A 24262-nucleotide genomic window follows, 5' to 3' on the forward strand; every position below is an offset into this window, starting at 1 on the left:
GAGCGGGGCATTGCCAGCTCGAAGAGCTGAGCCGCCGCGCGGCTCAGCTCTGGCATTCCGCCGGCGTGCGGCGAGTCAGCTTCTTCTCACCGGCGTACTTGTCCGCCGCCGCCTTCACCATCGGCTTGATGATCTGTGCGTCCGCCTCGTACCAATCGCTGCTGAAGCTCCACTTCGCGCCGTCCCAGGTGTGGATGCGCGCCCAGGTCGAACCCTGGTGGTCATAGCAGCTGGTGCTGATCGGGCGGATCACGCCGGTCAGGCCCAGCGAGGCCAGCTTCTTGTCGTCCAGCGCCAGGTTCTCCAGGCCCCAGCGCACCTGCTCGCCGGTCATGACCTTGCCCTTGCCGAAACGCTCCTGCGCACGCCGCACGGCCTCCACGCCGAGCGCCTGGATGACCAGGCCGCGCGTGTACAGCACCGAGCCGACCTCGTCCTTCGGCCCCGTACCTTGGCCCTTCTCGTGCACGAGCTTGAGGATGTCCTGGATGACCTTCGGGGTCTGGCCGGAGGTGTTCAGGTTCAACGCGTTGTAGCCCTTGGCGCCCTCGCCCACGTCCTTCACATCGGGCTCGGCGCCCGACCACCAGACGCCATACATCTTGTCGCGCGGATAGCCGGTGGCCTGGGCCTCCTTCAGCGCGGTGGAATTCATGACACCCCAGCCCCACAGCAGCGTGTAGTCAGGCTTCTGCTGGCGCACCTGCAGCCAGGCGCTCTTCTGCTCCACGCCGGGTGCGGTGACCGGGATCTTCACCAGCTCGAAGCCATGCATCTTGCTGCGCTCTTCCAGCAGCGGGATGGGCTCCTTGCCGAAGGGGCTGTCGTGATAGACCAGCGCGATCTTCTTGCCCTTGAGCTTGTCCAGGCCGCCTTCCTTCTTGGCGATGTGCTGGATGAGGATGTCGGCCGCCGTCCAGTAGCTGCCCATCAGCGGGAAGTTCCAGGCAAACACGCCGCCATCGGCGGAGGCCGACAGGCCGTAGCCCAGTGTGATCAGCGGGATCTTGTCGTTGGGCACCTTGTCGGTCAGCGCAAAGGTGATGCCGGTGGCCTGCGGGTCGAACAGCGTCGCGCCCTTGCCCTTCAGGCGCTCATAGCACTCCACGCCCTTGTCGGTGGCATAGCCGGTCTCGCATTCCTCAAACGTCAGCTTCACGCCGTTGACGCCACCGTCGCGGGCGTTGATGAGCTTGATGTAGTCCTGCTTGCCATTGGCCCACGGCGTGCCGTTGGGCGAGTAAGGCCCGGTGCGGTAGACCAGCAACGGGAAGAACTGCTCCTTGGCTTGCGCCACAGCCGCGGGGGCCGCGAAGAGTTGCAGGGCGGCCAGGGCGGCGCAGGTGATGAGAATCTTCATGGGGCTGTCTCCTTGTCGTTGTGGGTATCAATGCGGGAAGGGCCAGAGTCTGAGCTTTTCCTTGGCGGTCGCCCAGAGTCGCGCGAGGCCGTGTGGTTCCTTGATGAGGAAGAACACGATGAGGGCGCCGAAGATCATCAGCGCGAGGTGCGAGGCGGTGGCCGTGTCGATGGGCAGGCCGGTCCAGTAGGGCAGCTTGTCCAGGATCAGCGGCAGCACGACGATAAAGGCCGCGCCGAAGAAGGCACCCGAGATCGAGCCCAGGCCGCCGATGATGACCATGAAGAGCAGGTCGAACGAGCGGTTGATGCCGAAGGCGGCCGGCTCCCACGAGCCCAGGTGCACGAAGCCCCACAGCGCACCGGCCACGCCGATGATGAAGCTCGACACGGCAAAGGCGCTGAGCTTGGCCTGCATGGGGCGGATGCCGATGACGGCGGCCGCCACGTCCATGTCGCGCATGGCCATCCACGAGCGGCCGATGTGGCCGCGCACGAGGTTCTTGGTTGCCAGCGAGAAGACGACGACGAAGGCCAGGCACAGCAAGTAGCGCGATGCCGGCGACTCGACGCTGAAGCCGAAGAGGCTCAGCCCCGCCACACTGACCGACCCTGAGGAAGAACCGTTGGTGACCCAGGGCAGGCGCAGACAGGCCCAGTCGACAAAGAACTGCGCCGCCAGCGTTGCGACCGCCAGGTAGAGGCCCTTGATGCGCAGCGACGGCAGGCCAAAGGCCACGCCCAGCACCGTGGCGCCAAGGCCGCCGGCCAGCAGCGACACGATCAGCGGCATGCCCTCGAAACGCGCCTGGCAGTTGTAGGCCACGTAGGCGCCCACGGCCATGAAGGCGCCAGAGCCCAGCGAGATCTGGCCGCAGTAGCCGACGAGGACATTCAGGCCCAGCGCGGCGAGGGACAGGATCAGGAAGGGGATGAAGATGGCGCGCAGCAGGTATTCGCTGGACACCATCGGGATGACGACGAAGGCGACGGCCAGCAGCATCGCCATGGCAATGCGGTCCTGGCGGATGGGCAGGATCTGGCTGTCCGCCGAGTAAGAGGTTTTGAACTGGCCGTTTTCGCGGTAGAGCATTGCGTCAGCGCTTCACTGATGAGGAAACAAAGCCACAGAGACACAGAGGCACAGAGGCACAGAGAGACACGGCACTTGAACTTCCTCTGTGCCGCTGTGCCTCTGTGGCTGTGTTGGATTGGGCCTAGACGCGATCAATGATCTTCTCCCCAAACAGCCCTTGTGGTCGCACCAGCAACACCACGAGCACCAGCACATAGCCAAACCAGTACTCGATGCCGCCCCCAAGCATGGGCCCGAGATAGGCCTCCGACAGCTTCTCCCCCACGCCAATCAGCAGCCCGCCCACGATCGCACCCGGCACGCTGGTCAGCCCGCCCAGGATGACCACCGGCAAGGCCTTCAACGCCACCAGCGACAGCGAGAACTGCACACCCAGCTTGCTGCCCCAGATCATCCCGGCCACCAGCGCGACAAAGCCCGCCACGCTCCAGACGATGACCCAGATGCGCGACAGCGGGATGCCGATGCTCTGCGCGGCCTGGTGGTCATCGGCCACGGCGCGCAGCGCGCGGCCGGTGGCGGTCTTCTGGAAGAACAGCGACAGCCCCGCGACCAATGCCGCTGCGATCAGCGCGGCGTAGAGGTCTTCCTTGCTGACGAGGATGCCGCCCTGAAAGACGTCCTCGAACAGGAACATCGGGTCCTTGGGCAGCCCGATGTCGATCTTGTAGATGTCGTTGCCGAACAGCGTCTGACCCAGGCCCTCGAGCAGATAGGCGATGCCGAGCGTGGCCATCAACAGCGTCACGCCTTCCTGGTTGACGAGCTTGGACAGCGCCAACCTCTCCACCAGCCAGGCGACAACGACCATCACCGCAAGCGCGCCCACGAAGGCCAGCAGGTTGACGACGACCTTGCCGTCCAGGCCTGTGTATTTCTGAATCCACTCGGCAAAGCGCGCCATCGCCAGCGCTGCAAACAACACCATCGCGCCCTGGGCGAAGTTGAAGACGCCACTGGCCTTGAAGATCAGCACGAAGCCGAGGGCGATCAGCGAATACAGCATGCCGGCCATCAGGCCGCCGATCAGGGTTTCGAGGAATGGGCCCATCAGTGGCTTGCTCCGAGGTAGGCCTTGATGACGTCTTCGTTCTTGCGCACGTCGTCTGGCGCGCCATCGCCGATCTTCTTGCCGTAGTCCAGCACGACGACGCGGTCCGAGATGTCCATCACCACGCCCATGTCGTGCTCGATCAGCACGATGGTGGTGCCGAACTCGTTGTTCACGTCCAGGATGAAGCGGCACATGTCCTGCTTCTCCTCGACATTCATGCCGGCCATGGGCTCGTCCAGCAGCAAGAGGCTGGGCTCCATCGCCAACGCGCGGCCGAGGTCGACACGCTTTTGCAGGCCATAGGGCAGGCGGCCGACCGGCGTCTTGCGATAGGCCTGGATCTCGAGGAAATCGATGATGCGCTCCACCGCCTCGCGCTGCTCCGTTTCCTCGCGCCGCGCAGGGCCGAGGTGCAGGGCCTGCCAGAACAGGCCGCGCTTCATGCGCAGATTGCGGCCGGTCATGATGTTGTCCAGCACGCTCATGCCCTTGAACAGGGCCAGGTTCTGGAAGGTGCGCGCCACACCCATCTCGGCCACCTGGCGCGGGCTCATGCCCTTGAAGGTCTTGCCGCGCAGCGTGATGGCACCCTGCTGCGGCTGGTAGACGCCGTTGATGCAGTTCAGCATCGAACTCTTGCCCGCGCCATTGGGGCCGATGATGGCGCGCACCTCGTGCTCGCGCACATCGAAGCTGATATCGGTCAGCGCCTTCACGCCGCCAAAGGCCAGCGAGATGTTCTTCACCTCAAGGACGACGTCGCCGATCTTCTTCATGCGGCTTGGCCTTTCACGGCCGGAAAGGTGCGCGCCTCGACGATGCGCAGATCCGCCGCGACCATGGACGTGCGGCCATCCTCGAACTTCACCTGGGTCTCGATGTACTGCGACACCTTGCCGTCGTACAGCGCATCAATGAGCACGCTGTATTTCTCGGCAATCGCACCGCGCCTGACCTTGCGGGTGCGCGTCAGCTCACCGTCGTCGGCGTCCAGCTCCTTGTGCAACACGAGGAAGCGGCTGATCTGGCTGCCGGCCAGCAGCTCGTCCTGCGCCAGGTCCGCATTGACCTTTTCGACGCAGTCCAGGATCAGCTCATAGACCTCGGCGCGCTGGGCCAGATCGGTGTAGCCGGCGTAGGGCAGGTTGCGGCGCTCGGCCCAGTTGCCGACGGCCTCGAAGTCAATGTTGATGAACGCACAGACCTTGTCGCGCTTGTCGCCAAAGCAGACCGCCTCCTTGATGTGCGGGAAGAACTTCAGCTTGTTCTCGACGTATTTGGGCGCAAACATCGCGCCGTCGAAAGCGCCGCCCATCAGGCGGCCGACATCCTTGGCGCGGTCGATGATCTTCAGGTGGCCGCCGGGCGTCAGGAAGCCGGCGTCGCCCGTGTGGAACCAGCCATCCGGCGTCAGCGCCTCGGCCGTCGCGGCGTCGTTCTTGTAGTAGCCCTTGAGCAGCCCGGGCGAGCGCACCAGCAGCTCGCCGCTGTCGGTCAGCTTGATCTCCACGCCGTCGATGGGCACGCCCACCGTGTCGGCGCGGGCCTCGTGGTCGGGCTGCAGGCAGACGAAGACGGCGGTTTCCGTCGAGCCGTAGAGCTGCTTCAAGTTGATGCCGATGGCGCGATAGAAGCTGAACAGGTCGGGCCCGATGGCTTCGCCCGCCGTGTAGGCGACCCGCACGCGCGAGAAGCCCAGGGTGTTGCGCAGCGGGCCATAGATCAGCGCGTCACCCACGGCGTAGGCCAGGCGGTCCAGCAGGCCCACCGGCTGCTTGTCCATCAGGCGCGGGCCGACGCGGCGGGCCAGCGTCATGCAGCGCTCGAACAGCCAGCGCTTTGGCGCTGAGGCGTCCTCCATGCGGATCATGACCGTCGTCAGCAGGCCCTCGAAGACCCGCGGCGGCGCGAAGTAGTAGGTCGGGCCGACCTCCTTCAGGTCGATGCTGACGGTGGACGCTGACTCCGGGCAGTTGACGACATAGCCCACGGCCAGCCACTGCGCATAGCTGAAGATGTTCTGGCCCACCCAGGCCGGCGGCAGATAGGCCAGCACCTCTTCGTCGGACGTCAGCTTGTCGAAGCGCTGGCCGGCCTGGGCGCGGTCGATCAGCGTCGCATGGGTGTGCATGACGCCCTTGGGGTTGCCCGTCGTGCCCGAGGTGAAGAACAGCGCCGCGACGTCACCGGGCAGGCAGGCCGCCACCTCCGCGGCGAAGAACTCGGGGCGCTCGGCCGCGTAGGCGCGCCCCCGCGCGGCCAACTCGTCCAACGAGGTCAGACCCGGCTCGTCGTAGTTGCGCAGGCCGCGTGGGTCGTCGAACCAGATGCGCCTGAGCTGCGGGCACTGCTCGCGCAGCTCGAGCAGCTTGTCGACCTGTTCCTGGTCCTCGACGATGGCGAAGGCGATCTCGGCGTTGTTCAGCGGGAATACGAACTCGGCGGCGACGGCGTCTTGGTACAGCGGCACGGGAATAGCGCCCAGGCATTGCGCGGCCAGCATGCTGGCGTACAGGCGGGGGCGGTTTTCACCCACGACGACGATGTGCTCGCCGCGCCGCAAGCCGGCCGCAGCCAGGCCCAGCGCCAACTCCTGCACCAGCGCCGCCAGTTGCGCCCAGCTCAGCGTCTGCCAAACGCCGTACGCCTTCTCGCGCAACGCGGGCGCGTCGGGCCGGCGGGCGGCGTGGTCGAGCAAGAGCCGGGGGAAGGTCGTCAAGCCTGTCTCCAATGCGCGGGCTGGAGCCTGCGTCTGTGAGCCCCATTCTGGTCAGTACTTTGACGCCCATCTGTCCGTACGACGACAATTTAGGGGTCTTCACGGCCCAGACTTTCCCGCCCCCATGGCCAACACGCCGCTGCCGCTCAGACAACGCACACGCCGGCCAGCGCCGGCTGAGCTGGATGCCATCCCCTGGCTGAAGCTGCTCGACGGCCCGTTGCGCGAGCGCGCTCTCACGACGCTGGAGGTCGGCGATGCCGAGCCCGGCGAGCGGCTGTGCCGCATCGGCCGACCAGCCACCTTGTGGTTTGGCGTCGTCGACGGCCTGCTGAAGATGAACAACGACGACTCGCTGGGCGCAGCCGTCACCTTCACCGGCATCCCGCCGGGCGGCTGGTTTGGCGAGGGCACCCTGCTCAAGCGCGAGGTCTACCGCTACAACATCCAGGCCCTGCGGCCCAGCGTCGTGGCCGGCCTGCCCATCGAGAGCTTCCATGCGCTGCTCGACGGCAGCATCGCCTTCAACCGCTTCGTGCTGGACCAGCTGAACGAACGCCTGGGCCAGTTCATCGCTGCGCGAGAGACCGACCGCATCCACGACCCCGACGTGCGCGTCGCCCGCAACCTCGCCGCCCTCTTCCACCCGACCCTCTACCCAGGCGTGGGCAACTGGCTGCGCATCACGCAGCAGGAGCTGGGCTATCTGGTGGGGTTGTCGCGCCAGCGGGTGAACCAGGCGCTGCACCGCTTGAGCGATGCCAACCTGATCCGCATCGAATATGGCGGCCTGCGGGTGCTGGACCTCGTCGGCCTGAGGCGGTTTGCGGGTTGAGTTTCAGGCTCAGGCCGCGAAGGCGATGGCTTCAGGTTCGACCTTGGGCAGGGCAGCCCAACGGTCGGCACCCAGCTCATAGAGCAGCGCAGCGGCGCTGCCGGGGCCATCGGCCAATGTGCCTTTCATGCGCAGGCCCAGACACTCCAGCGTCTTGCGCGTTGGCGCATTGCTGGGCAAAACGGCAGCGACGACGGTACTTTCGTGGTGCTGTTCGAAAGCCTGGCTCATCGCATGCTGGGCCATTTCCGATGCCAGGCCGCGGCCCCAGGCCTGGGGCGTGATGCGGTAGTAAAGGTAGAGGCCGGCGTGGCCGGCAACGCTGCGGTGCATCAGGCCGCCAAAGCCGATCAGCGTCTCAGGTTGTTCGCGCTCGGCGATGGCCCAGTGGCCAAAACCCCGCGTCTGCCAGTGAGCAAGCCAGGCCTGCAACTGGGTTTCGGTGGCCGAGCGGCCGTGCGGCGTCGCGGCGGCGCAGAAGCGGTTCACCGCTGGGTCGGCATGCAGCGCCGTCAGGGTATCCAGATCGCTTTCCCGCGGTGGCCTCAACACGAGGCGTCGGGTCACCATGGCCGCTGGCACGGCCGCAACAGAGGCGCAGAACTCACTCGGAACCATGTACGACGCAAACTCGGTGGAAACCCTAGGAGGGTAGCCGCGAGCCGGCCGAGGCGAAAGCCCGGGGGCACGGAACCTGTCGCAAAACCGTCACAAAGCCACGTAAAGAGCGCAGAAGCAGGGCCGACTCGGCGCCCCAGCAAGGCCGCCGGCGCCCAGACCGGCCCGGACTCAAGGACCGGGCCTGGCGCTGAACTGCAGCGCCGCGACGGTCAACCCGTCAGCAGCGCGTTGACGCGCTTCACATAGGCCGCCGGGTCTTCCAGGTGACCGCCTTCGGCCAGCACGGCCTGGTCGAACAGCACCTGGGCGAGGTCGTCGAAGTGATCGCTGCCATCCAGCTTCTTCACCAGTGCGTGCTCGGCGTTGATCTCCAGCGTTGGCTTGCTCTCAGGCGCGGCCTGGCCGGCCTGCTTCAACAGGCGCGCCAGATGGCCGCTCATGTCGCCCTCTTCCACGACGATGCAGGCGGGCGAGTCGACCAGGCGGGTTGTCACGCGCACGTCCTTGGCACGGTCCTTCAGCGCTTCTTTCAGCTTGTCCAGCAGCGGCTTCAGGCTCTCTGCCGTCTCGTCGGCCTTCTTCTTCTCGTCCTCGTCCAGCAGCTTGCCCAGGTCCACGGCGCCCTTGGCGACGGACTGCAGCGTCTTGCCTTCGAACTCGTAGAGGTGGCTGAGCATCCACTCGTCGACGCGGTCCACCAGCAGCAGCACCTCGATGCCCTTCTTGCGGAAGATTTCCAGCTGCGGGCTGTGCTTGGCAGCGGCAAGCGAATCGGCGGTGATGTAGTAGATGACGTCTTGGCCGTCCTTCAGGCGCGACACATAGTCGACCAGGCTGACGTTGGCGTCGGCATGCGTCGAGGCAAAGCGGAACAGCTTGGCCAGGCGTTCCTGGTTCTGGTGGTCTTCGCCGATGCCTTCCTTGAGCACCTGGCCGAAGTCCTTCCAGAAGGCGGCGTACTTGTCCTTGTCGGCCTGCTCCTCGCTGTTGGCCAGGCTTTCCAGCATGCCCAGCACGCGCTTGGTGGAGCCCTCGCGGATGGCCTTCACGTCGCGGCTTTCCTGCAGCAGCTCACGGCTGACGTTCAGCGGCAGGTCGGCCGAGTCGATCACGCCCTTGACGAAGCGCAGGTAGACCGGCATCAGCGCCTCGGCGTCGTCCATGATGAAGACGCGCTTCACGTAGAGCTTCACGCCGCCGCGCTTGTCGCGGTTCCAAAGGTCGAAGGGCGCCTTCTGCGGGATGTAGAGCAGCTGGGTGTACTCGCTGCGGCCCTCGACGCGGTTGTGCGTGTAGGCCAGCGGCGCCTCGCTGTCGTGGCTGATCTGCTTGTAGAACTCTTCGTACTGTTCTTGCGTGACCTCGCTCTTGGAACGCGACCACAGCGCCGAAGCCTTGTTGACCGGCTCCCATTCGTCGAGCACGACCTGCTTGGCGTTGTCCGCGTCCCACTCTTCCTTCTTCATCAGGATGGGGAGCGAAATGTGGTCGCTGTACTTGCTGATGGTCGACTTGACGCGCCAGGTCTTCAGGAACTCTTCCTCGCCGTCGCGCAGGTGCAGGATGACGTCGGTGCCGCGGCCAGCCTTGGTGATGGTCTCCAGCTCGTACTCGCCGGTGCCTTCGCTGCTCCAGCGCACGGCCTGGTCCACCGGCAGACCGGCACGGCGGGTCTCGACGGTGATGCGGTCGGCGACGATGAAGCCGGAGTAGAAGCCCACGCCGAACTGGCCGATCAGCTGGGCGTCCTTCTTCTGGTCGCCTTCCAGCTTGGCCATGAACTCGCGCGTGCCGCTCTTGGCGATGGTGCCCAGGTGGGAGGCGGCCTCTTCGGCACTCATGCCGATGCCGTTGTCACTGATGGTCAGCGTCTTGGCCTCTTCGTCGAAGCTGACGCGCACTTCCAGGTTGGGTGCGTCCTCGAACAGCGCCGCGTTGTCCAGCGCCTCGAAGCGCAACTTGTCGCAGGCGTCGCTGGCGTTGCTCACCAGCTCACGCAGGAAGATCTCCTTGTTGGAGTACAGCGAATGCGTGACGAGGTGCAGGATCTGCTTGACTTCGGCCTGGAAGGCGTGGGTTTGCTTGGTCATGGTGAGGTGTCCATCAAAACAAAACGCGGCCTCAGGTCGGGCCGCGCGGCAGGAGTTCAAGTGGGGGCGTCAGTAGGAAACTGCAAGCCGTGGCACATCGACTTTGATCAGCGCCTTGGACAGCGAACCAGCCGCCGCGCGGGCGTAGTCCAGCGCCCAGGCGGCATCGGCAAACGCAGCCGGCCCTGCGGCCAGCGCGACGCCCACCAGCTTGTCGGCCAGCAGCACCTTGCCCGAGCCTCGCAGGGGCTCGCACTCCAGGCGGACGAAGTTCTCGTCCAGCCAGCGGCGGGCGGCCTCGAAGCCCAGCACCTCGGTGCCGTCGAGCTGGATGTCGACCGGCGCGCCGGTGGCGAAGATGACGGTGATCCGGGCTTGCATGGCCCGGATTGTGTCAGTGGACCGACGATCCGGGTCGAGGACGACTGCTGGAGGACCCGCGCTCAGTCACGCGGCCGGGGCAGGGCTTGGCGCCGCCCCAGGACAGTCAGCGATGCAAGGCCGAGCATCAAGCTCAGCCAGGCTGCGGGCTCCGGCACGGGAGACTGCGGGTCGTTGGCGCCCAGGGTCAGGTCGTCCCACACCACCTTGCCCGGCTGCCCGGTAAACACCACCGACTTCGCCACGCCCGAGAAGGAGTACCCGCCCGGCCCGAAGGGGCACCGGCTGGCGTTGTAGGCCGCGCAACCTGGCGAGCCCGGCAGCAGCACCAGCGGCGGCGCCAACAGTGCACCGTTGCCGCCCAGGCCGCTGTAGGCAGAAATAGTTGCCACCGAGCCAGGCGCCACCGCGTAGCTGAAGCCGATCGCGAAGCTGAAGCCGCTGGGAAAGTCGAAATACGTTGAGGTGCCACTGCCGATGCCCATACCGCCCTGCGACGAGGTCACCGACAGGCCGCCGCGCGAGGCATTCGAGCAGCTTCCGCCCAGCGCATTCAGGCAAACTGCCACCGCGTTGCTCGCGAAGGTCGCGCCCAGATTGGCGCCCGTCGTGCCCTGGCTGCTGGTGCCGCCGCTGTAAAAGCTCAGGATGTCGGCGTAGCTGGTGCTGGGATAAGTGGCGTTCACGCCTTCGAACCCAATGACCACCACCGCCTGCGCGGGGGCGGCGAGCAGGGCAGAGAAAGCGGCCGCAAGCAGTAGATGTCGCATGGTGCTGATCCTCAGGATGCCCAAAGGCTCAGGCTACTCCCGGGCGCGCCGGGCCGCGCCCCCGACCCCTTGATTTACCCCTTGATTCGGGGGCCCGCACTCAAGCGCCAGTGCGATCAGGCCCGTGTCGCGCGAACCGCCTCGGACAGCACGTCCAGCACGGCCAGGGAGTCGTCCCAGCCCAGGCAGGCATCGGTGATGCTCTTGCCGTATTCGAGTGCGGCCGGGTCGTCCTTGCCGGGCGTGAACTTCTGGGCGCCGTCATGCAGGTGGCTTTCCACCATGACGCCGAAGATGCTCTTGCCGCCCTCACGCATCTGGCCGGCAATGTCGCGCGCCACGTCCAGCTGGCGCTGGTGCTGCTTGCTGGAGTTGGCGTGCGAACAGTCCACCATCAGGCGCTGCGGCAGCTTGGACTTGGCCAGGTCAGCGCAGGCCTCGGCGACACTCTTGGCGTCGTAGTTGGGCGCCTTGCCGCCGCGCAGGATGACGTGGCAGTCGGCGTTGCCGCGCGTCTCGACGATGGCGACCTGGCCGTTCTTGTGCACCGACAGGAAATGGTGGCCGCGGGCGGCGGCCTGGATGGCATCGGTGGCAATCTTGATGTTGCCATCGGTGCCGTTCTTGAAGCCGATGGGCGCCGAGAGGCCCGAGGCCAGCTCGCGGTGCACCTGGCTTTCGGTCGTGCGCGCGCCGATGGCGCCCCAGGCGATCAGGTCGCCGATGTACTGCGGCGAAATGACGTCCAGGAACTCAGAGCCGGCCGGCACGCCCAGGCGGTTGATCTCCAGCAGCAGCTGGCGGGCGATGCGCAGGCCCTCGTCGATGCGGTAGCTCTCGTCCAGGTAGGGGTCGTTGATCAGGCCCTTCCAGCCCACCGTCGTACGCGGCTTCTCGAAATAGACGCGCATGACGATCTCCAGCGTGCCGGCGTACTTCTCGCGCTGCTCCTTGAGCTTGCGGGCGTACTCGATGGCGGCCGTCGGGTCGTGGATGGAGCAGGGGCCGATGACGACGAGCAGCCGGTCGTCCTCGCCGTTCATGATCCTGCGGATGCGCTGGCGGGTCTGGCCGATCAGGTTCTCCATCGCCGTGCCGCGGATGGGGAAGAAACGGATCAGATGTTCCGGCGGCGGCAGCGGCGTGACGTCGACGATGCGCTCGTCGTCGGTGGCACTGGTCTTGTCGTCCTGGGAGTACCAGCGCTGGGCTTCGGGTTCGACGGAAGAGACTTTGGCGTTCATCGGATCAGCCTTTCAGAAAACAAAAAACCGCCGGGCTTTGGAGGCCCGGCGGTTTGTAGGGAGTCTGGGTTCAGCGCGCGCGCTCAGGACTCTCCACCGCCGGGGCGGGGAAAAAACCAAAAGCTAAAGTAAGCAGCGCGGGACATGGGAGTGGAATCTAGCACGGCGACGAACGCGGGCTTTCGCGAGACGCCAAGGCAAGCTTTCAAGCCGTACCGCCCACCGTCAGCCCCTCAATCCGCAGCGTCGGCTGCCCCACGCCCACCGGCACGCTCTGCCCTTCCTTGCCGCAGACGCCCACACCCGTGTCCAGCGCCATGTCGTTGCCGATCATGCTGACGCGGGTCAGCGCGTCCGGGCCGTTGCCGATGATGGTGGCGCCCTTGACGGGGTACTGGATCTTGCCGTTCTCCACCCAGTAGGCCTCGCTGGCCGAGAACACGAACTTGCCGCTGGTGATGTCGACCTGGCCGCCGCCGAAGTTGGTGGCGTACAGGCCCTTCTTGATCGACGCGACGATCTCCTTGGGATCGTCCTTGCCGCCCAGCATGTAGGTGTTGGTCATGCGCGGCATGGGCACATGGGCATAGCTCTCGCGGCGGCCGTTGCCGGTCGGGGCGACCTTCATCAGCCGCGCATTCATCGCGTCCTGGATATAGCCCTTCAGGATGCCGTCCTCGATGAGCACATTGCGCTGGCTGGCGCAGCCTTCGTCGTCGACGTTCAGCGAGCCGCGGCGGTCGGGGATGGTGCCGTCGTCCAGCACCGTGACGCCCTTGGACGCGACGCGCTGGCCGATGCGGCCGGCAAAGGCGCTCGAGCCCTTGCGGTTGAAGTCGCCCTCCAGGCCGTGGCCAACAGCTTCATGCAGCAGCACACCGGGCCAGCCCGGGCCGACCACGACGACCATCTCGCCGGCCGGTGCCGGGCGGCTTTCCAGATTCGTCAGCGCCGCGTGCACGGCCTGCTCGACATAGCTGGCGATCATCTCGTCGGTGAAATAGGCCAGGCCGAAACGCCCCCCGCCGCCGCCCGAGCCGACCTCGCGGCGGCCATTGCTCTCGGCGATGACGGTGATGGACAGGCGCACCAGCGGGCGCACGTCCGCTGCCAGCGTGCCGTCGGCACGCGCGATCAGCACCACCTCGTGCTCAGCGGCCAGGCCGGCCATGACCTGCGCGACGCGCGGATCCTTGGCGCGGGCCATCTTCTCGGCGCGCTCCAGCAGCGCGACCTTGGCGGCACTGTCGAGGCTGGCAATGGGGTCGGACACGCCGTACAGCTCGCGGCTGCCGGCCACGCGACCCTGCGAAGGCACCTTGACCTTCTTGCTCTGCCCAGCCGCGGCGATGGTGCGCACGGTGCGCGCGGCATCCAGCAGCGAATCGAGCGAGATGTCGTCCGAGTAGGCGAATGCCGTCTTCTCGCCGGCCACGGCGCGCACGCCGACGCCTTGGTCGATGCTGAAGCTGCCGCTCTTGACGATACCCTCCTCCAGGCTCCAGCCCTCGGCGCGCGTGGTCTGGAAGTAGAGGTCGGCGTCGTCGACGCGATGCTCGGTGATGAGGCGCAACGCCTGCGAGAGCGAGGCCTCGGTCAGGCCGAAGGGCTCCAGCAGTTGCGAGCGGGCGGTGGCCAGGCGGGCCAGGGTGGGTTCGACGGCGATCATGGCTTGATTCTAGGAAGTCGGGCGTCAGGCATTGGAAGACATGGACATCCTTCTTTACCGGCAGGGTGTCAGCCGCGCGGAAAAAGGCGTCGTTGTGGACAGACCTTGCAACCCGACGTCCCCAAGGAGTCCCCGATGAAGACCTTTCACAAAGCCCTGATTGCCCTGCTGACCCTCTCCGGTGCCAGCGCCTTCGCACAGACGCCCGGCACCAACACGCCTCGCATCGACCAGCGCGAGGCGAACCAGCAGGCCCGGATCGCGCAAGGCGCCGCCAGCGGCAGCCTGACGGCCCACGAGACCCAGCGCCTGGAGAAGGAACAGGCTCGCGTCGACCACGCCGAGGCGAAGGCCAAGGCCGACGGCACCGTCACCGCCAAAGAGCGCCGCCGCCTGACCGCCATGCAAGACGGCGCCAGCCGCGACATCCACCGCAAGAAGCACAACGCCCGGGAGCAGTGACGCAACGCAGCCGCGTGTCGAGCCAGATGACCCATGCATTACGCCTGCTAACAAATCCATCCCTGGCGGTGGCCTGCTAGGGATGGCCGGCGAGGCGAGGCCCCGCACAGCATGCGGCGTATCCGTCCTTCACGGATTTGGAGCGCCGCATGAAGCTTTTCCCGCTCGCCACGCTGGCCCTGGCCGCTGCTGCCGGTCCTGCCTTCGCCGCCACCCTGGTCGGCTCGGGCTATGAGCAGCCCGTCTTCCTGACCGCCCCCAGCGGCGATTCGCGGCTCTTCATCGTTGAGAAGACCGGGCGCATCAAGGTGCAGGACAGCGGCGGCACTGTTTCGACCTGGCTCAACCTGTCGGGGCAGGTCGACACCGGCGGCGAGCGCGGCCTGCTGGGCCTGGCTTTCGACCCCGGCTTCACGAACAACGGCCGCTTCTATGTCGACTACATCGACAAGACGACGCTGAGCACCGTCGTCGCGAGCTATACCGTCAACGGCGCAGGTGCCGTGGACCTGGCCAGCGCCAAGACGGTCATCACGGTGGCCCAGCCGGCCGGGCGCAGCAACCACAAGGCCGGCTGGATCGGCTTCAACGCCGCGGACCCGGGCAACCTCTACGTCGCCACCGGCGACGGCGGCAGCTCCAACGATCCCGACAACAACGCCCAGAACCTGTCCAGCAACCTGGGCAAGCTGCTGCGCATCACACCGAGCGCCGCGGGCGGCTACACGGTGCCAACGGACAACCCCTTTGTCGGCGTGGCCGGCAATGACGAGATCTGGGCCTATGGCCTGCGCAATCCCTACCGCAACAGCTTCGACCGCCAGACGGGCGACCTGTGGATTGGCGACGTGGGCCAGGGCGCGCGGGAAGAAGTGGATTTCGCTTCCGCTGCCTCGGGCCTCGGCCGCGGCGCCAACTACGGCTGGCGGGTGCGCGAGGGCACGATCGCTACGCCCGGGATCAGCGACCCCACGCCGCCCAACCTGACCGAGCCGATCTACGACTACGGCCGCGCCAACGGCGATGCCACCGTCATTGGCGGCTATGTCTACCGCGGCGGCGCGGATGCCAGCCTCGAAGGCAAATACGTGTTCGGCGACTACATCTCCGGCCGCATCTGGACCCTGAACGGCGGTACCGCCACGCCACTGGCCTCGCCCTTCGGCGGCTCGACGCTGACCAGCTTCGGCGAAGGAGGCAATGGCGCCCTCTATGCCGTCGGCATTGACGGCAATGTCTATCTGCTCGCTGCCGCGGTGCCCGAGCCCGCGCCCGCGCTGTTGCTGGCCCTGGGCCTGGCGGCCGGCAGCCTCTTCACTCGTCGCCGCCGCGCTTGAGGGCCAGACCGGCGTCGTAGAGGCGGTTGCGCGGCGCGCCGCTGATCTGCGCGGCCAGGGCGACGGCCTGCTTGAGCGGCAATTCGGCGACGAGCAGGGCCAGCACGCGCAGGGCCTCAGTGGGCAGTTCATCGTCCGCCGCGGCCTGCGGCGCCAAGGCATGCAGCACGAGGACGAACTCGCCACGCTGGCGCTGGGCGTCGGCCGCGAGCCAGGCCGGCAGCGTCGCAGCCTCGGCGGTGTGGATGCTCTCGAACTGCTTGGTCAGCTCGCGGCAGACCGTCACGCGGCGCGTCGGCGCCAGTTCGGCCAGCAGTGCAATCACCTCGACGATACGGTGCGGCGCCTCGAACACGACCTGGCTCTGGCCTTCCACAGCCAGCACCGCCTGCAGCGCCGTGCGGCGTTCGCCGGCCTTGGTCGGCAGGAAGCCGGCAAACGCAAAGCCCCGGGCCGCCGTGTCGCCAGCCACACTAAGGGCCGTCACCGCGCTGCTCGGCCCGGGCAGGGGCAGCACGCGGTAGCCGGCTGCGACCACCTCCTGCACGAGCACGGCGCCGGGGTCCGAGATGGCCGGCGTGCCGGCGTCCGACGCATAGGCCACGCGCTCACCGGCAGCCAATCGCGCCAGCACCGTGGCGCTGGCCTCACGCTCGTTGTGCTGGTGCAGCGCGATCAGCGGCTTGTGCAGGCCCAGATGACGCAGCAGGCCGCCGCCCTGGCGCGTGTCCTCGCAGGCCAGGGCATCGGCCAGGCTTAAGGCATGGATGGCGCGCAAGGAGATATCAGCCAGATTGCCGATCGGCGTCGCGACGAGATAGAGCGTGGCGGCCGGATACTGCTGGCCGCCGGCTGCGGCTTGTGCGGCCTGACGAAGCACAGAGGCATCAATGTTCAAGTGGGGCTCTCGTTCAAAACCTGACCGGGCCGAGATCGGCCTGGCGGGCGAGGACGCGGCGCTTGCACATCTGCAGCGCGCCGGCCTGCGCCTGGTGGAGAGGAATTATCGAGTCGGCGGCGGCCCCAACCGCCATGCCGGCGAAGTCGACCTGATCCTGCTCGACCGCGATGGCACGCTGGTCTTCGTCGAAGTGCGGGCGCGCGGCGACGCCTCGCACGGCGGCGCCGCCGCCAGCGTAACGGTCAGGAAGCAGCAGCGCCTCATCTACGCCGCCCAGCACTATCTGCTGCGCCATGCCAGCCCGCCGCCCTGCCGCTTCGATGTCGTTGCCATCGATGGCGCTGAACTCACCTGGCTGCAGGCCGCCTTCGATGCGGGTTGATACCGACACTGCTGCTGCGCTGACTATGATCCCGCCCCAATGATCGAGCAACGCATCCAGCAGCAATTCTTCGAGAGCGCCGACCTGCTCTACCAAGCCGCCGAGCAACTGGCGCGGCCCCTGGCGATGGCCGCGCAGATGGTGGTGGACGCCGTCACTGGCGGCAGCCGCATCCTGTGTGCCGGCCAGGGCCTGGCCAGCATGGACGCCGACTACCTGGCCGCCCGCCTGGCCGGCCGCTTCGAGCAGGAAAGGCCAGGCCTGGCCGCCTGGAGCTTGTCCGCCCAGGCCCGTGACGCCGCGGGCGTGGACCTGGCGCGCCTCCTGCAGGCCCATGGCCACCCGGGTGACGTCCTCGTCATGATCGAGCCCCTGCGCGAGCAGCGCGACGCCTGGCAGTCAGCCGTGGCCGTGGCCCATGCGCAGGAGATGAGCATCATCGCGTTGACCGCCCAGCCACCGGGCGCCGCCGACGAATGGCGCGGCCTGCTGCAGGACACCGATATCCAGATCCGCGTCAGCCACGGCCGCGAGCCACGCGTTGTGGAAGCCCAGCGCGTGCTGCTGCATGCGCTGGTCGACGCTGTCGACTTGCAACTGCTCGGCAGCGACGAATAACCTCCTTGACGGAACCCCGATGAAAAAACTCAGCCTCACCCTGACCGCCGCCATCCTCGCCAGCACGCTTGCCACCGGGTGCGCGCCACTGCTGATCGGCGGCGCGATGGTGGGTGGCGTCAGTGTCGCCACCGACCGCCGCACCTCGGCCACCCAGCTTGAGGACGAGACCATCGAGATCAAGGCCGGCGCCCGCATCCGCGAGCAGCTGGGCGACAAGGTGCACATCAACGTCAACAGCTACAACCGCGTCGCGCTGATCACCGGCGAGGCCCGCAACGAAGCCGACCAAGCTCAGGTGGAGCGCATCGTCGCCGGCGTCGAGAACGTCACCAAGGTGCTGAACGAGACTGCGGTCACGATGCACAGCGCACTGAGCGGTCGCTCCAACGACGTCGTCATCCAGGGCAAGGTCAAGGCCTCGTTCATCGACGCGCGCGACCTGCTGAGCAATGCCTTCTACGTTGTCGTCGAGCGCGGCCAGGTCTTCCTGATGGGCCGCGTGACCGAACGCGAGGCCAATCGCGCCACCGAGATCGCGCGCCAGGTCGGCGGCGTCAAGAAAGTGATCCGGGCGTTCGAGATCATCAGCGAAGACGAACTCGCTCGCCTCACACCGAAAAAGCAGTAGCTCCGAGCACAGCCCCAGAGGCACGGAGACGCAGAGGAATTCGCTGAGGCTTTCTCCGTGCCTCTGTGACTCTGTGGCTTTGTTGGGTCAGAGACGCTTGATCAAGCTGGACGTGTCCCAGCGATTCCCGCCCAGCGCCTGCACGTCCGCATAGAACTGGTCCACCAGCGCCGTCACCGGCAGGCGTGAGCCATTGCGGCGCGCCTCGTCGAGCACGAGGCCCAAATCCTTGCGCATCCAGTCGACCGCGAAGCCGAAGTCGAACTTGCCTTCGACCATGGTCTTGCCGCGGTTGTCCATCTGCCAGCTTTGGGCCGCCCCCTTGCCGATGACCTCGAGCACCTGGGCCATGTCCAGGCCGGCGTTCTGGCCAAAGCGCACGGCCTCGGACAGGCCCTGCACGACACCGGCGATGCAGATCTGGTTGACCATCTTGGCAAGCTGCCCCGAGCCCGGGCCGCCGAGCAGGGTCACGGCCTTGGCGAAGGCCAGGGCGATGGGTTTCATCATGTCAAAAGGGGCCGCATCGCCGCCGCACATGATGGTCAGCGCACCGTTGACTGCACCGGCCTGGCCACCGGATACCGGCGCATCAACGAAGGCGACGCCCCGCTTGGCTGCCTCGTCGTGCAGCTCGCGAGCCACGGCCGCCGAGGCTGTGGTGTGGTCCACGAAGACGGCTCCCGAGGTCATGCCGGCGAGTGCCCCTTCGTCGCCGAGCGCCACCGAGCGCAGGTCATCGTCGTTGCCAACACAGCAGAACACGAACTCCGCGCCCCGGGCGGCCTCAGCTGGCGTGGAGGCAAAGGCACCTCCGTATTCCTTGACCCAGGCCTCGGCCTTGGACTGGGTGCGGTTGTAGACGGTGACCTGGTGGCCAGCGCGCGCCAGATGGCCGGCCATCGGATGGCCCATGACGCCCAGGCCCAGGAAGGCGACGCGGCGGGCGGGGACGGGGTCGTAGCTGCGGGTGGTCATGAGCAATGGGTCAAAGAATCGTCAGATGTTCGGTGCCGCTGGACAGGTCGCCGCTGCGAGCGCGTTCGCTGTTGAGCTTGATCTGCAGGCGCAGGTCGTTGACCGAATCAGCATTGCGCAGTGCGTCTTCGTAGGTGACCTTGCCGGCCTCGTAGAGGTCGAAGAGGGACTGGTCGAAGGTCTGCATACCCTGCTCGCGGGAGCGCTTCATCAGCTCCTTGATCTCGGTGATCTCGCCCTTGAAGATCAGGTCTGAGATCAGCGGCGAATTCAGCAGTATCTCGACCGCGGCGACACGGCCCTTGCCTTCGCGGCGCGGCAGCAGGCGCTGGCTGATCAGCGCGCGCAGGTTCAGCGACAGGTCCATCAGCAGCTGCTGGCGGCGGTCCTCGGGGAAGAAGTTGATGATGCGGTCCAGCGCCTGGTTGGCGCTGTTGGCGTGCAGCGTCGCCATGCACAGGTGGCCGGTCTCGGCAAAGGCCACCGCGTGCTCCATGGTCTCGCGGTCACGCAGCTCGCCCATCAGGATGACGTCGGGCGCCTGGCGCAGCGAGTTCTTCAGCGCGGCCTCCCAGCTGTCGGTGTCCAGGCCCAGCTCGCGCTGCGAAACGATGCAGTTCTTGTGCGGATGCACGAACTCGATCGGGTCCTCGATGGTGACGATGTGGCCGTAGGTCGTCTCGTTGCGCTCGTCGATCATCGCGGCCAGCGACGTGCTCTTGCCCGAGCCGGTGGCGCCGACGACGATGACCAGGCCGCGCTTGTGCTGCACCACCTCGCGCAGGATGACCGGCAGGTCCAGCGACTGGATGGTGGGCAGCGTCGACGGAATCGTCCGCAGCACCAGGCCGACCTGGCCCTGCTGCAGGAAGGCGTTCACGCGAAAGCGCCCGACGCCATGCGGCGAGATCGCGAAGTTGCACTCCTTGGTGCGCTCGAACTCGGCCGCCTGCTTGTCGTTCATGATGGCCCGCGCCAGCTGCAGCGTGTGCTGGCCGGTCAAGGGCTGAGGCGAGACCTTGGTCAGCTTGCCGTCCACCTTGATGGCCGGCGGGAACTCTGCCGTCAGGAAGAGGTCGGAGCCCTTGCGCGACAGCATCAGCCGCAGCAGATCGTTGATGAACTTGGAGGCCTGATCGCGTTCCATGAATGGCTTTCTATGTGTGCGGCGTTTTGCCGTCACTCACGTGGCGAGCCACATGAGTGACGTCAAATTCCCCGGGACTAGCCCGGGAAATTTTCCGGAAACTTCGCTTTCGAGCGAGCTTCGGCGGGCGAAATGATGTTGCGGCGGACGAGGTCGGTCAGGTTCTGGTCCAGCGTCTGCATGCCCTGCGAGTTGCCCGTCTGGATGGACGAGTACATCTGCGCCACCTTGTTCTCGCGGATCAGGTTGCGGATGGCCGAGGTGCCCAGCATGATCTCGTGCGACGCGACGCGGCCGGTGCCGTCCTTCAGCTTGCACAGGCTCTGCGAGATGACGGCCACCAGCGATTCGGACACCATCGCCCGCACCATCTCCTTCTCGGCCGCGGGGAAGACGTCGACGATGCGGTCCACCGTCTTGGCGGCCGACGAGGTGTGCAGCGTGCCGAACACCAGGTGGCCCGTTTCCGCGGCGGTCAGCGCCAGCCGGATGGTTTCCAGGTCGCGCATTTCGCCCACCAGCACGCAGTCCGGGTCTTCGCGCAGCGCCGAGCGCAGCGCGTTCGCGAACGAGTGCGTGTGCGGGCCGACCTCGCGCTGGTTGATCAGGCTCTTCTTGGATTCGTGCACGAACTCGATCGGATCCTCGATGGTGAGGATGTGGCCGTACTCGTTCTCGTTGAGGTGGTTGACCATGGCGGCCAGCGTCGTGCTCTTGCCCGAGCCGGTCGGGCCGGTCACCAGCACCATGCCGCGCGGCTTGAGCGCCAGTTCGGCGAAGACCTTGGGCGCGTTGAGCTGCTCCAGGCTGAGGATCTTGCTTGGAATGGTCCGGAATACGGCGCCCGCGCCACGGTTCTGGTTGAAGGCGTTGACGCGAAAGCGCGCCAGGCCCTGGATCTCGAAGGAGAAGTCGACTTCCAGCGTCTCCTCGTACATCTTGCGCTGGGAGTCGTTCATGATGTCGTACACCATGTCGTGGACCGCGCGGTGGTCCAGGGCCTCGACATTGATGCGGCGCACGTCGCCATGCACCCGGATCATCGGCGGCAGGCCGGCCGAAAGGTGCAGGTCCGACGCCTTGTTCTTGACCGAAAATGCCAGCAGCTGAGTGATGTCCATGATGATCTGTGGAGTGCTCGGACCATTATGGCGATCTCCGACTCCCTCCAAGCCACCAAAAATCGCATCGCTGCGGCATGTGCCTCGGCCGGCCGCCCATCCCAGGCGGTCCGTCTGCTCGTCGTCAGCAAGACCTTCCCGGCCTACGCCGTGCGCGAGGCCTTTGAGGCCGGCGCCCGCGCCTTCGGGGAGAACTATGTGCAGGAAGGCCTGGCCAAGGTCGGCGAGCTGAGCGATCTGCGCGGCCAGATCGAATGGCATCTGATCGGCCCGCTGCAGTCCAACAAGACCAAGCCCGTGGCCGAACAGTTCGATTGGGTGCACAGCGTAGACCGGCTCAAGATCGCCCAGCGGTTGTCCGAGCAACGGCCGGCCGAGCTGGCGCCGCTCAATGTCTGCCTGCAAGTCAACATCAGCGGCGAGGCCAGCAAGAGCGGCCTGCTGCCCGATGACGTGGCGGCGCTGGCTCGCGAGGTCGCAACCTTGCCCCGGCTGCAGCTGCGTGGCCTGATGGCGGTGCCCGAACCCGGCCCCGAAGCGCTGGCGCAGCATCGGGCCATGGCCGCGCTGTTCGAGACGTTGAAGCAGGCCGGCTTGGCCCTGGACACGCTGTCGCTGGGCATGAGCGCAGACCTTGAGGACGCCATCGCGGCCGGCTCGACGATGGTGCGCGTCGGCAGCGCCATTTTCGGAGCGCGGGGGTGAAGGCCGCCTGGCTGCTGACCCTGACCGCGCTCGCGGCCCAGGCCCAGCCCGTCCCTGACACGCTCGCGCAGCGAGCGTTGGCCTGCACCGGCTGCCATGGCAAGGAGGGGCGCGCCGCACCCGACGGCTACTACCCCCGTCTGGCCGGCAAGCCGGCCGGCTATCTCTACAACCAGTTGCTGAACTTCCGCGACGGCCGGCGCGACTACGGTTTGATGAGCGAACTCATCGCGCCACTGTCCGACGCCTATTTGGAGGAGCTGGCCGGTCATTTCGCATCGCTGGACCTGCCCTATGCGCCGCCGCAGAAGTCTGGCCTTCCGGCTACCGAGCTGGCCCGCGCCGAGGCGCTGGTCAACCGCGGCGACGCCGCCCGCCGCCTGCCGGCCTGCACCGCCTGCCATGGCGAGCGCCTGACAGGGACTCAGCCCGCCATACCGGGCCTGCTCGGTCTGTCACGCGACTATCTGAACGGCCAGCTCGGCGCCTGGCGCAGCGGACAGCGCCGCGCCCAGGCGCCGGATTGCATGGCGCATATCGCCAAGACCCTGACCGAGCCTGAGATCAACGCGATCACCCAATTCCTCGCCGGCCGGGCCCTGCCGGCCGACCCGCATCCCGCGCCCACCCTGGCTGCCCCGCCGCCGTTGCGCTGCGGCGGCCTGCCGCCATGAAGCGCCTCTTGATCGGCCTCGCGTTGCTGGCCCTGCTGGCCATTGCCACCGCTTTCGGGTTGCTGGCCTGGCAACGCGCCCTGGGCGACGCAACGCCGCCCTCCGCCGCACCCGTCAGCCTGGAACGCGGCGCCTACCTCGCTGCCGTGGGCAATTGCGCCGGCTGCCACACGGCCCGCGGTGGTGAACGCCTGGCCGGAGGCCGGGCGATCCCGACGCCTTTTGGCACCGCCTTCTCATCCAATCTGACGCCCGCCGCCACCGGCCTGGGTGGCTGGACCAGCAACGACTTCTGGCAGGCGCTGCATTTCGGCCGCAGCCGCGACGGTCGGCTGTTGGTGCCGGCTCACCCGATCACCAACACCACCCTCGTCAACCGCGAGGACGCCGACGCCCTGTATGCCTGGCTTCAGGCCCAGCCGCCCGCGACCGCGCCACGCCGCGAGCATGAGCTGCGCTGGCCTTACGGGAGCCAGCTGGCCGTCGCCGTCTGGCGGACCTTGTACTTCCGGCCCGGGGTCTATCAATCCGACCCGGCCCGGGACGCGGCCTGGAACCGCGGCGCCTATCTCAGCCAGGGCCTGGCCCATTGCAGCGCCTGCCACGCCGGCCGCGATGCCCTGGGTGGCGACCGTGGTGCAGCGGATTTCCGCGGTGGCCTTCTGGCCGGCCTGGGCTGGGTGGCCCCTTCGCTGCATGACCCGGCCGAGGCCGGTGTGCAGCGTTGGCCGACTGAGGTGCTGCAACGCTGGTTGCGCGACGGCAAGGCGCAAGGTCATGTGGCGCTCGGGCCCATGGCCGAGGTCGTCATCGGCAGCACCGCGGCGCTGGACGATGCCGACCTCGCCGCCATGAGCAGCTATCTGCGTGCCTTGCCCGAGCAGGCCGTTGCCCGCTCCGAGCCGGCCGAGCCGGATGCGCGCCGCCGCAAGCGCGGCGCCGGCCTCTACCGCGAGCACTGCGCAGCCTGCCACGGCGAGCAGGGCCAGGGGCGGCGCGACGCGAGCGGTGCCCCCGCCTACCCTGCGCTGGCCGGCAGCCGCCTGGTCACCCAGGCCAGTGCCGCCAACCTGATCCGCCTCATCGAGCGCGGCGGCTTCGCGCCGGCGACGCCCGGCAACCCGCGCCCCTACGGCATGCCGCCCTTCGCGGGCGTGCTGGGCGCCGAAGACCTGGCCGCGCTGACCAGCCATCTGCGGGCATCCTTCGGCCACGCTGCCGGCGAAGTCGATGCCGTCGAGGTGCTGAGGCTGCGCGCCGTGGCGGCCCGTTGAACCCACAAGCCCCTGGGCGCGGGGGGCCGACGTGAACGACTTCACGCAAGCCTGCCGCAGGCAGGTAGCAAATGGTCACAGGTCGCGACACACTGCGCGCGGCTCCCGGGTAGGGCCGTCAAAAACAGGGCCGAGAGCCCTACAGTCGTCGTTGAATTCAAGAGCGGCAGCCCGCCGCCGATACCCGATCACCG

The 24262-nt window shown here is 67.1% G+C and carries 24 protein-coding genes; 9 read left to right on the plus strand and 15 right to left on the minus strand.

Translation table 11 applies throughout. The features are described from left to right. Window positions 1-43: 43 nt before the first annotated feature. The 5 genes from AC1DW0_RS22920 to AC1DW0_RS22940 form a co-directional block, all read right to left on the minus strand. Window positions 44-1360 carry an ABC transporter substrate-binding protein gene (locus AC1DW0_RS22920; protein ID WP_477948208.1) on the minus strand — a complete coding sequence of 439 codons (1317 nt, stop codon included), beginning with the start codon at window positions 1358-1360 and terminating at the stop codon, window positions 44-46. 27 nt (window positions 1361-1387) lie between these two features. After that, a complete protein-coding gene (locus AC1DW0_RS22925) occupies window positions 1388-2452 on the minus strand; it encodes a branched-chain amino acid ABC transporter permease (RefSeq protein WP_477948210.1) in 1065 nt (354 codons plus the stop codon). A 124-nt stretch (window positions 2453-2576) separates the two neighbouring features. Beyond that, the gene (locus tag AC1DW0_RS22930; protein ID WP_056192957.1) at window positions 2577-3506 is read right to left on the minus strand and encodes a branched-chain amino acid ABC transporter permease; all 930 of its coding nucleotides are present in this window, start codon (window positions 3504-3506) and stop codon (window positions 2577-2579) included. Further along, complete coding sequence (locus AC1DW0_RS22935; RefSeq protein WP_457351518.1) at window positions 3506-4285, minus strand: ABC transporter ATP-binding protein; 780 nt, start codon at window positions 4283-4285, stop codon at window positions 3506-3508. Before AC1DW0_RS22935 ends, AC1DW0_RS22930 begins: the two co-directional genes overlap by 1 nt. Beyond that, window positions 4282-6228, minus strand: coding sequence for an AMP-dependent synthetase/ligase (locus AC1DW0_RS22940; RefSeq protein ID WP_477948213.1), 1947 nt, complete (start codon window positions 6226-6228; stop codon window positions 4282-4284). The genes AC1DW0_RS22935 and AC1DW0_RS22940 overlap by 4 nt, the downstream gene beginning before the upstream one ends. A 124-nt stretch (window positions 6229-6352) precedes the next feature. Here AC1DW0_RS22940 and AC1DW0_RS22945 point away from each other — a divergent pair, with 124 nt between their 5' ends. Then, window positions 6353-7063 (plus strand): Crp/Fnr family transcriptional regulator, encoded by a 711-nt coding sequence (locus tag AC1DW0_RS22945; RefSeq protein ID WP_457351522.1) that lies wholly within the window; start codon window positions 6353-6355, stop codon window positions 7061-7063. 9 nt (window positions 7064-7072) lie between these two features. Here AC1DW0_RS22945 and AC1DW0_RS22950 read toward each other — a convergent pair whose 3' ends face one another. From AC1DW0_RS22950 to tldD, 6 genes are all read right to left on the minus strand, one after another. Next, window positions 7073-7633: a GNAT family N-acetyltransferase gene (locus AC1DW0_RS22950; protein ID WP_457351524.1), complete on the minus strand. Its 561-nt coding sequence runs from the start codon at window positions 7631-7633 to the stop codon at window positions 7073-7075. A 260-nt stretch (window positions 7634-7893) separates the two neighbouring features. After that, complete coding sequence (htpG, locus tag AC1DW0_RS22955) at window positions 7894-9774, minus strand: molecular chaperone HtpG (protein WP_477948216.1); 1881 nt, start codon at window positions 9772-9774, stop codon at window positions 7894-7896. 69 nt (window positions 9775-9843) lie between these two features. Then, on the minus strand, window positions 9844-10155 hold the full coding sequence (locus AC1DW0_RS22960) for a hypothetical protein (RefSeq protein ID WP_056192972.1): 312 nt from the start codon (window positions 10153-10155) through the stop codon (window positions 9844-9846). Window positions 10156-10217: 62 nt separating this feature from the next. Then, a complete protein-coding gene (locus tag AC1DW0_RS22965) occupies window positions 10218-10925 on the minus strand; it encodes a PEP-CTERM sorting domain-containing protein (RefSeq protein ID WP_457390300.1) in 708 nt (235 codons plus the stop codon). A 116-nt stretch (window positions 10926-11041) separates the two neighbouring features. After that, window positions 11042-12169 (minus strand): 3-deoxy-7-phosphoheptulonate synthase, encoded by a 1128-nt coding sequence (locus tag AC1DW0_RS22970; RefSeq protein WP_477948218.1) that lies wholly within the window; start codon window positions 12167-12169, stop codon window positions 11042-11044. Window positions 12170-12374: 205 nt separating this feature from the next. Beyond that, entirely contained in the window at window positions 12375-13838 is a 1464-nt protein-coding gene (gene tldD, locus AC1DW0_RS22975) for a metalloprotease TldD (RefSeq protein WP_056192981.1), read from the minus strand. Between the two features lie 135 nt (window positions 13839-13973). Here tldD and AC1DW0_RS22980 point away from each other — a divergent pair, with 135 nt between their 5' ends. Then, window positions 13974-14300 (plus strand): hypothetical protein, encoded by a 327-nt coding sequence (locus tag AC1DW0_RS22980; protein ID WP_056192984.1) that lies wholly within the window; start codon window positions 13974-13976, stop codon window positions 14298-14300. Between the two features lie 149 nt (window positions 14301-14449). After that, window positions 14450-15637 (plus strand): PQQ-dependent sugar dehydrogenase, encoded by a 1188-nt coding sequence (locus AC1DW0_RS22985; protein ID WP_477948221.1) that lies wholly within the window; start codon window positions 14450-14452, stop codon window positions 15635-15637. Here the strand turns inward: AC1DW0_RS22985 and rsmI are convergent. After that, window positions 15615-16535 carry a 16S rRNA (cytidine(1402)-2'-O)-methyltransferase gene (gene rsmI / locus AC1DW0_RS22990; protein ID WP_457443928.1) on the minus strand — a complete coding sequence of 307 codons (921 nt, stop codon included), beginning with the start codon at window positions 16533-16535 and terminating at the stop codon, window positions 15615-15617. The genes AC1DW0_RS22985 and rsmI overlap by 23 nt on opposite strands. Between rsmI and AC1DW0_RS22995 the strand changes: the two genes are divergently transcribed. From AC1DW0_RS22995 to AC1DW0_RS23005, 3 genes are read left to right on the plus strand one after another with little or no spacing between them, the layout of a single operon-like run. Beyond that, window positions 16528-16920 (plus strand): YraN family protein, encoded by a 393-nt coding sequence (locus AC1DW0_RS22995; protein WP_477948223.1) that lies wholly within the window; start codon window positions 16528-16530, stop codon window positions 16918-16920. The genes rsmI and AC1DW0_RS22995 overlap by 8 nt on opposite strands. 39 nt (window positions 16921-16959) lie before the next feature. Beyond that, on the plus strand, window positions 16960-17538 hold the full coding sequence (locus tag AC1DW0_RS23000; RefSeq protein WP_056192992.1) for an SIS domain-containing protein: 579 nt from the start codon (window positions 16960-16962) through the stop codon (window positions 17536-17538). A 19-nt stretch (window positions 17539-17557) separates the two neighbouring features. Next, window positions 17558-18169, plus strand: a complete 612-nt coding sequence (locus AC1DW0_RS23005; RefSeq protein ID WP_457323941.1) for a BON domain-containing protein — start codon at window positions 17558-17560, stop codon at window positions 18167-18169. 87 nt (window positions 18170-18256) lie between these two features. Here AC1DW0_RS23005 and AC1DW0_RS23010 read toward each other — a convergent pair whose 3' ends face one another. The 3 genes from AC1DW0_RS23010 to AC1DW0_RS23020 form a co-directional block, all read right to left on the minus strand. Continuing rightward, window positions 18257-19147, minus strand: coding sequence for an NAD(P)-dependent oxidoreductase (locus AC1DW0_RS23010; RefSeq protein WP_457351538.1), 891 nt, complete (start codon window positions 19145-19147; stop codon window positions 18257-18259). A gap of 10 nt (window positions 19148-19157) precedes the next feature. Then, window positions 19158-20294: a PilT/PilU family type 4a pilus ATPase gene (locus AC1DW0_RS23015; protein ID WP_056193006.1), complete on the minus strand. Its 1137-nt coding sequence runs from the start codon at window positions 20292-20294 to the stop codon at window positions 19158-19160. 77 nt (window positions 20295-20371) lie between these two features. Then, on the minus strand, window positions 20372-21415 hold the full coding sequence (locus AC1DW0_RS23020) for a type IV pilus twitching motility protein PilT (protein WP_056193010.1): 1044 nt from the start codon (window positions 21413-21415) through the stop codon (window positions 20372-20374). Between the two features lie 27 nt (window positions 21416-21442). Here AC1DW0_RS23020 and AC1DW0_RS23025 point away from each other — a divergent pair, with 27 nt between their 5' ends. The 3 genes from AC1DW0_RS23025 to AC1DW0_RS23035 are packed head-to-tail and all read left to right on the plus strand — an operon-like array spanning window position 21443 to window position 24068. Continuing rightward, window positions 21443-22120, plus strand: coding sequence for a YggS family pyridoxal phosphate-dependent enzyme (locus AC1DW0_RS23025; protein WP_457443923.1), 678 nt, complete (start codon window positions 21443-21445; stop codon window positions 22118-22120). Next, entirely contained in the window at window positions 22117-22794 is a 678-nt protein-coding gene (locus AC1DW0_RS23030) for a c-type cytochrome (protein ID WP_056193016.1), read from the plus strand. The genes AC1DW0_RS23025 and AC1DW0_RS23030 overlap by 4 nt, the downstream gene beginning before the upstream one ends. Then, a complete protein-coding gene (locus AC1DW0_RS23035; RefSeq protein ID WP_056193019.1) occupies window positions 22791-24068 on the plus strand; it encodes a c-type cytochrome in 1278 nt (425 codons plus the stop codon). Before AC1DW0_RS23030 ends, AC1DW0_RS23035 begins: the two co-directional genes overlap by 4 nt. Window positions 24069-24262: the final 194 nt, after the last annotated feature.

Source organism: Roseateles sp. P4_D2 (genome assembly GCF_056401875.1).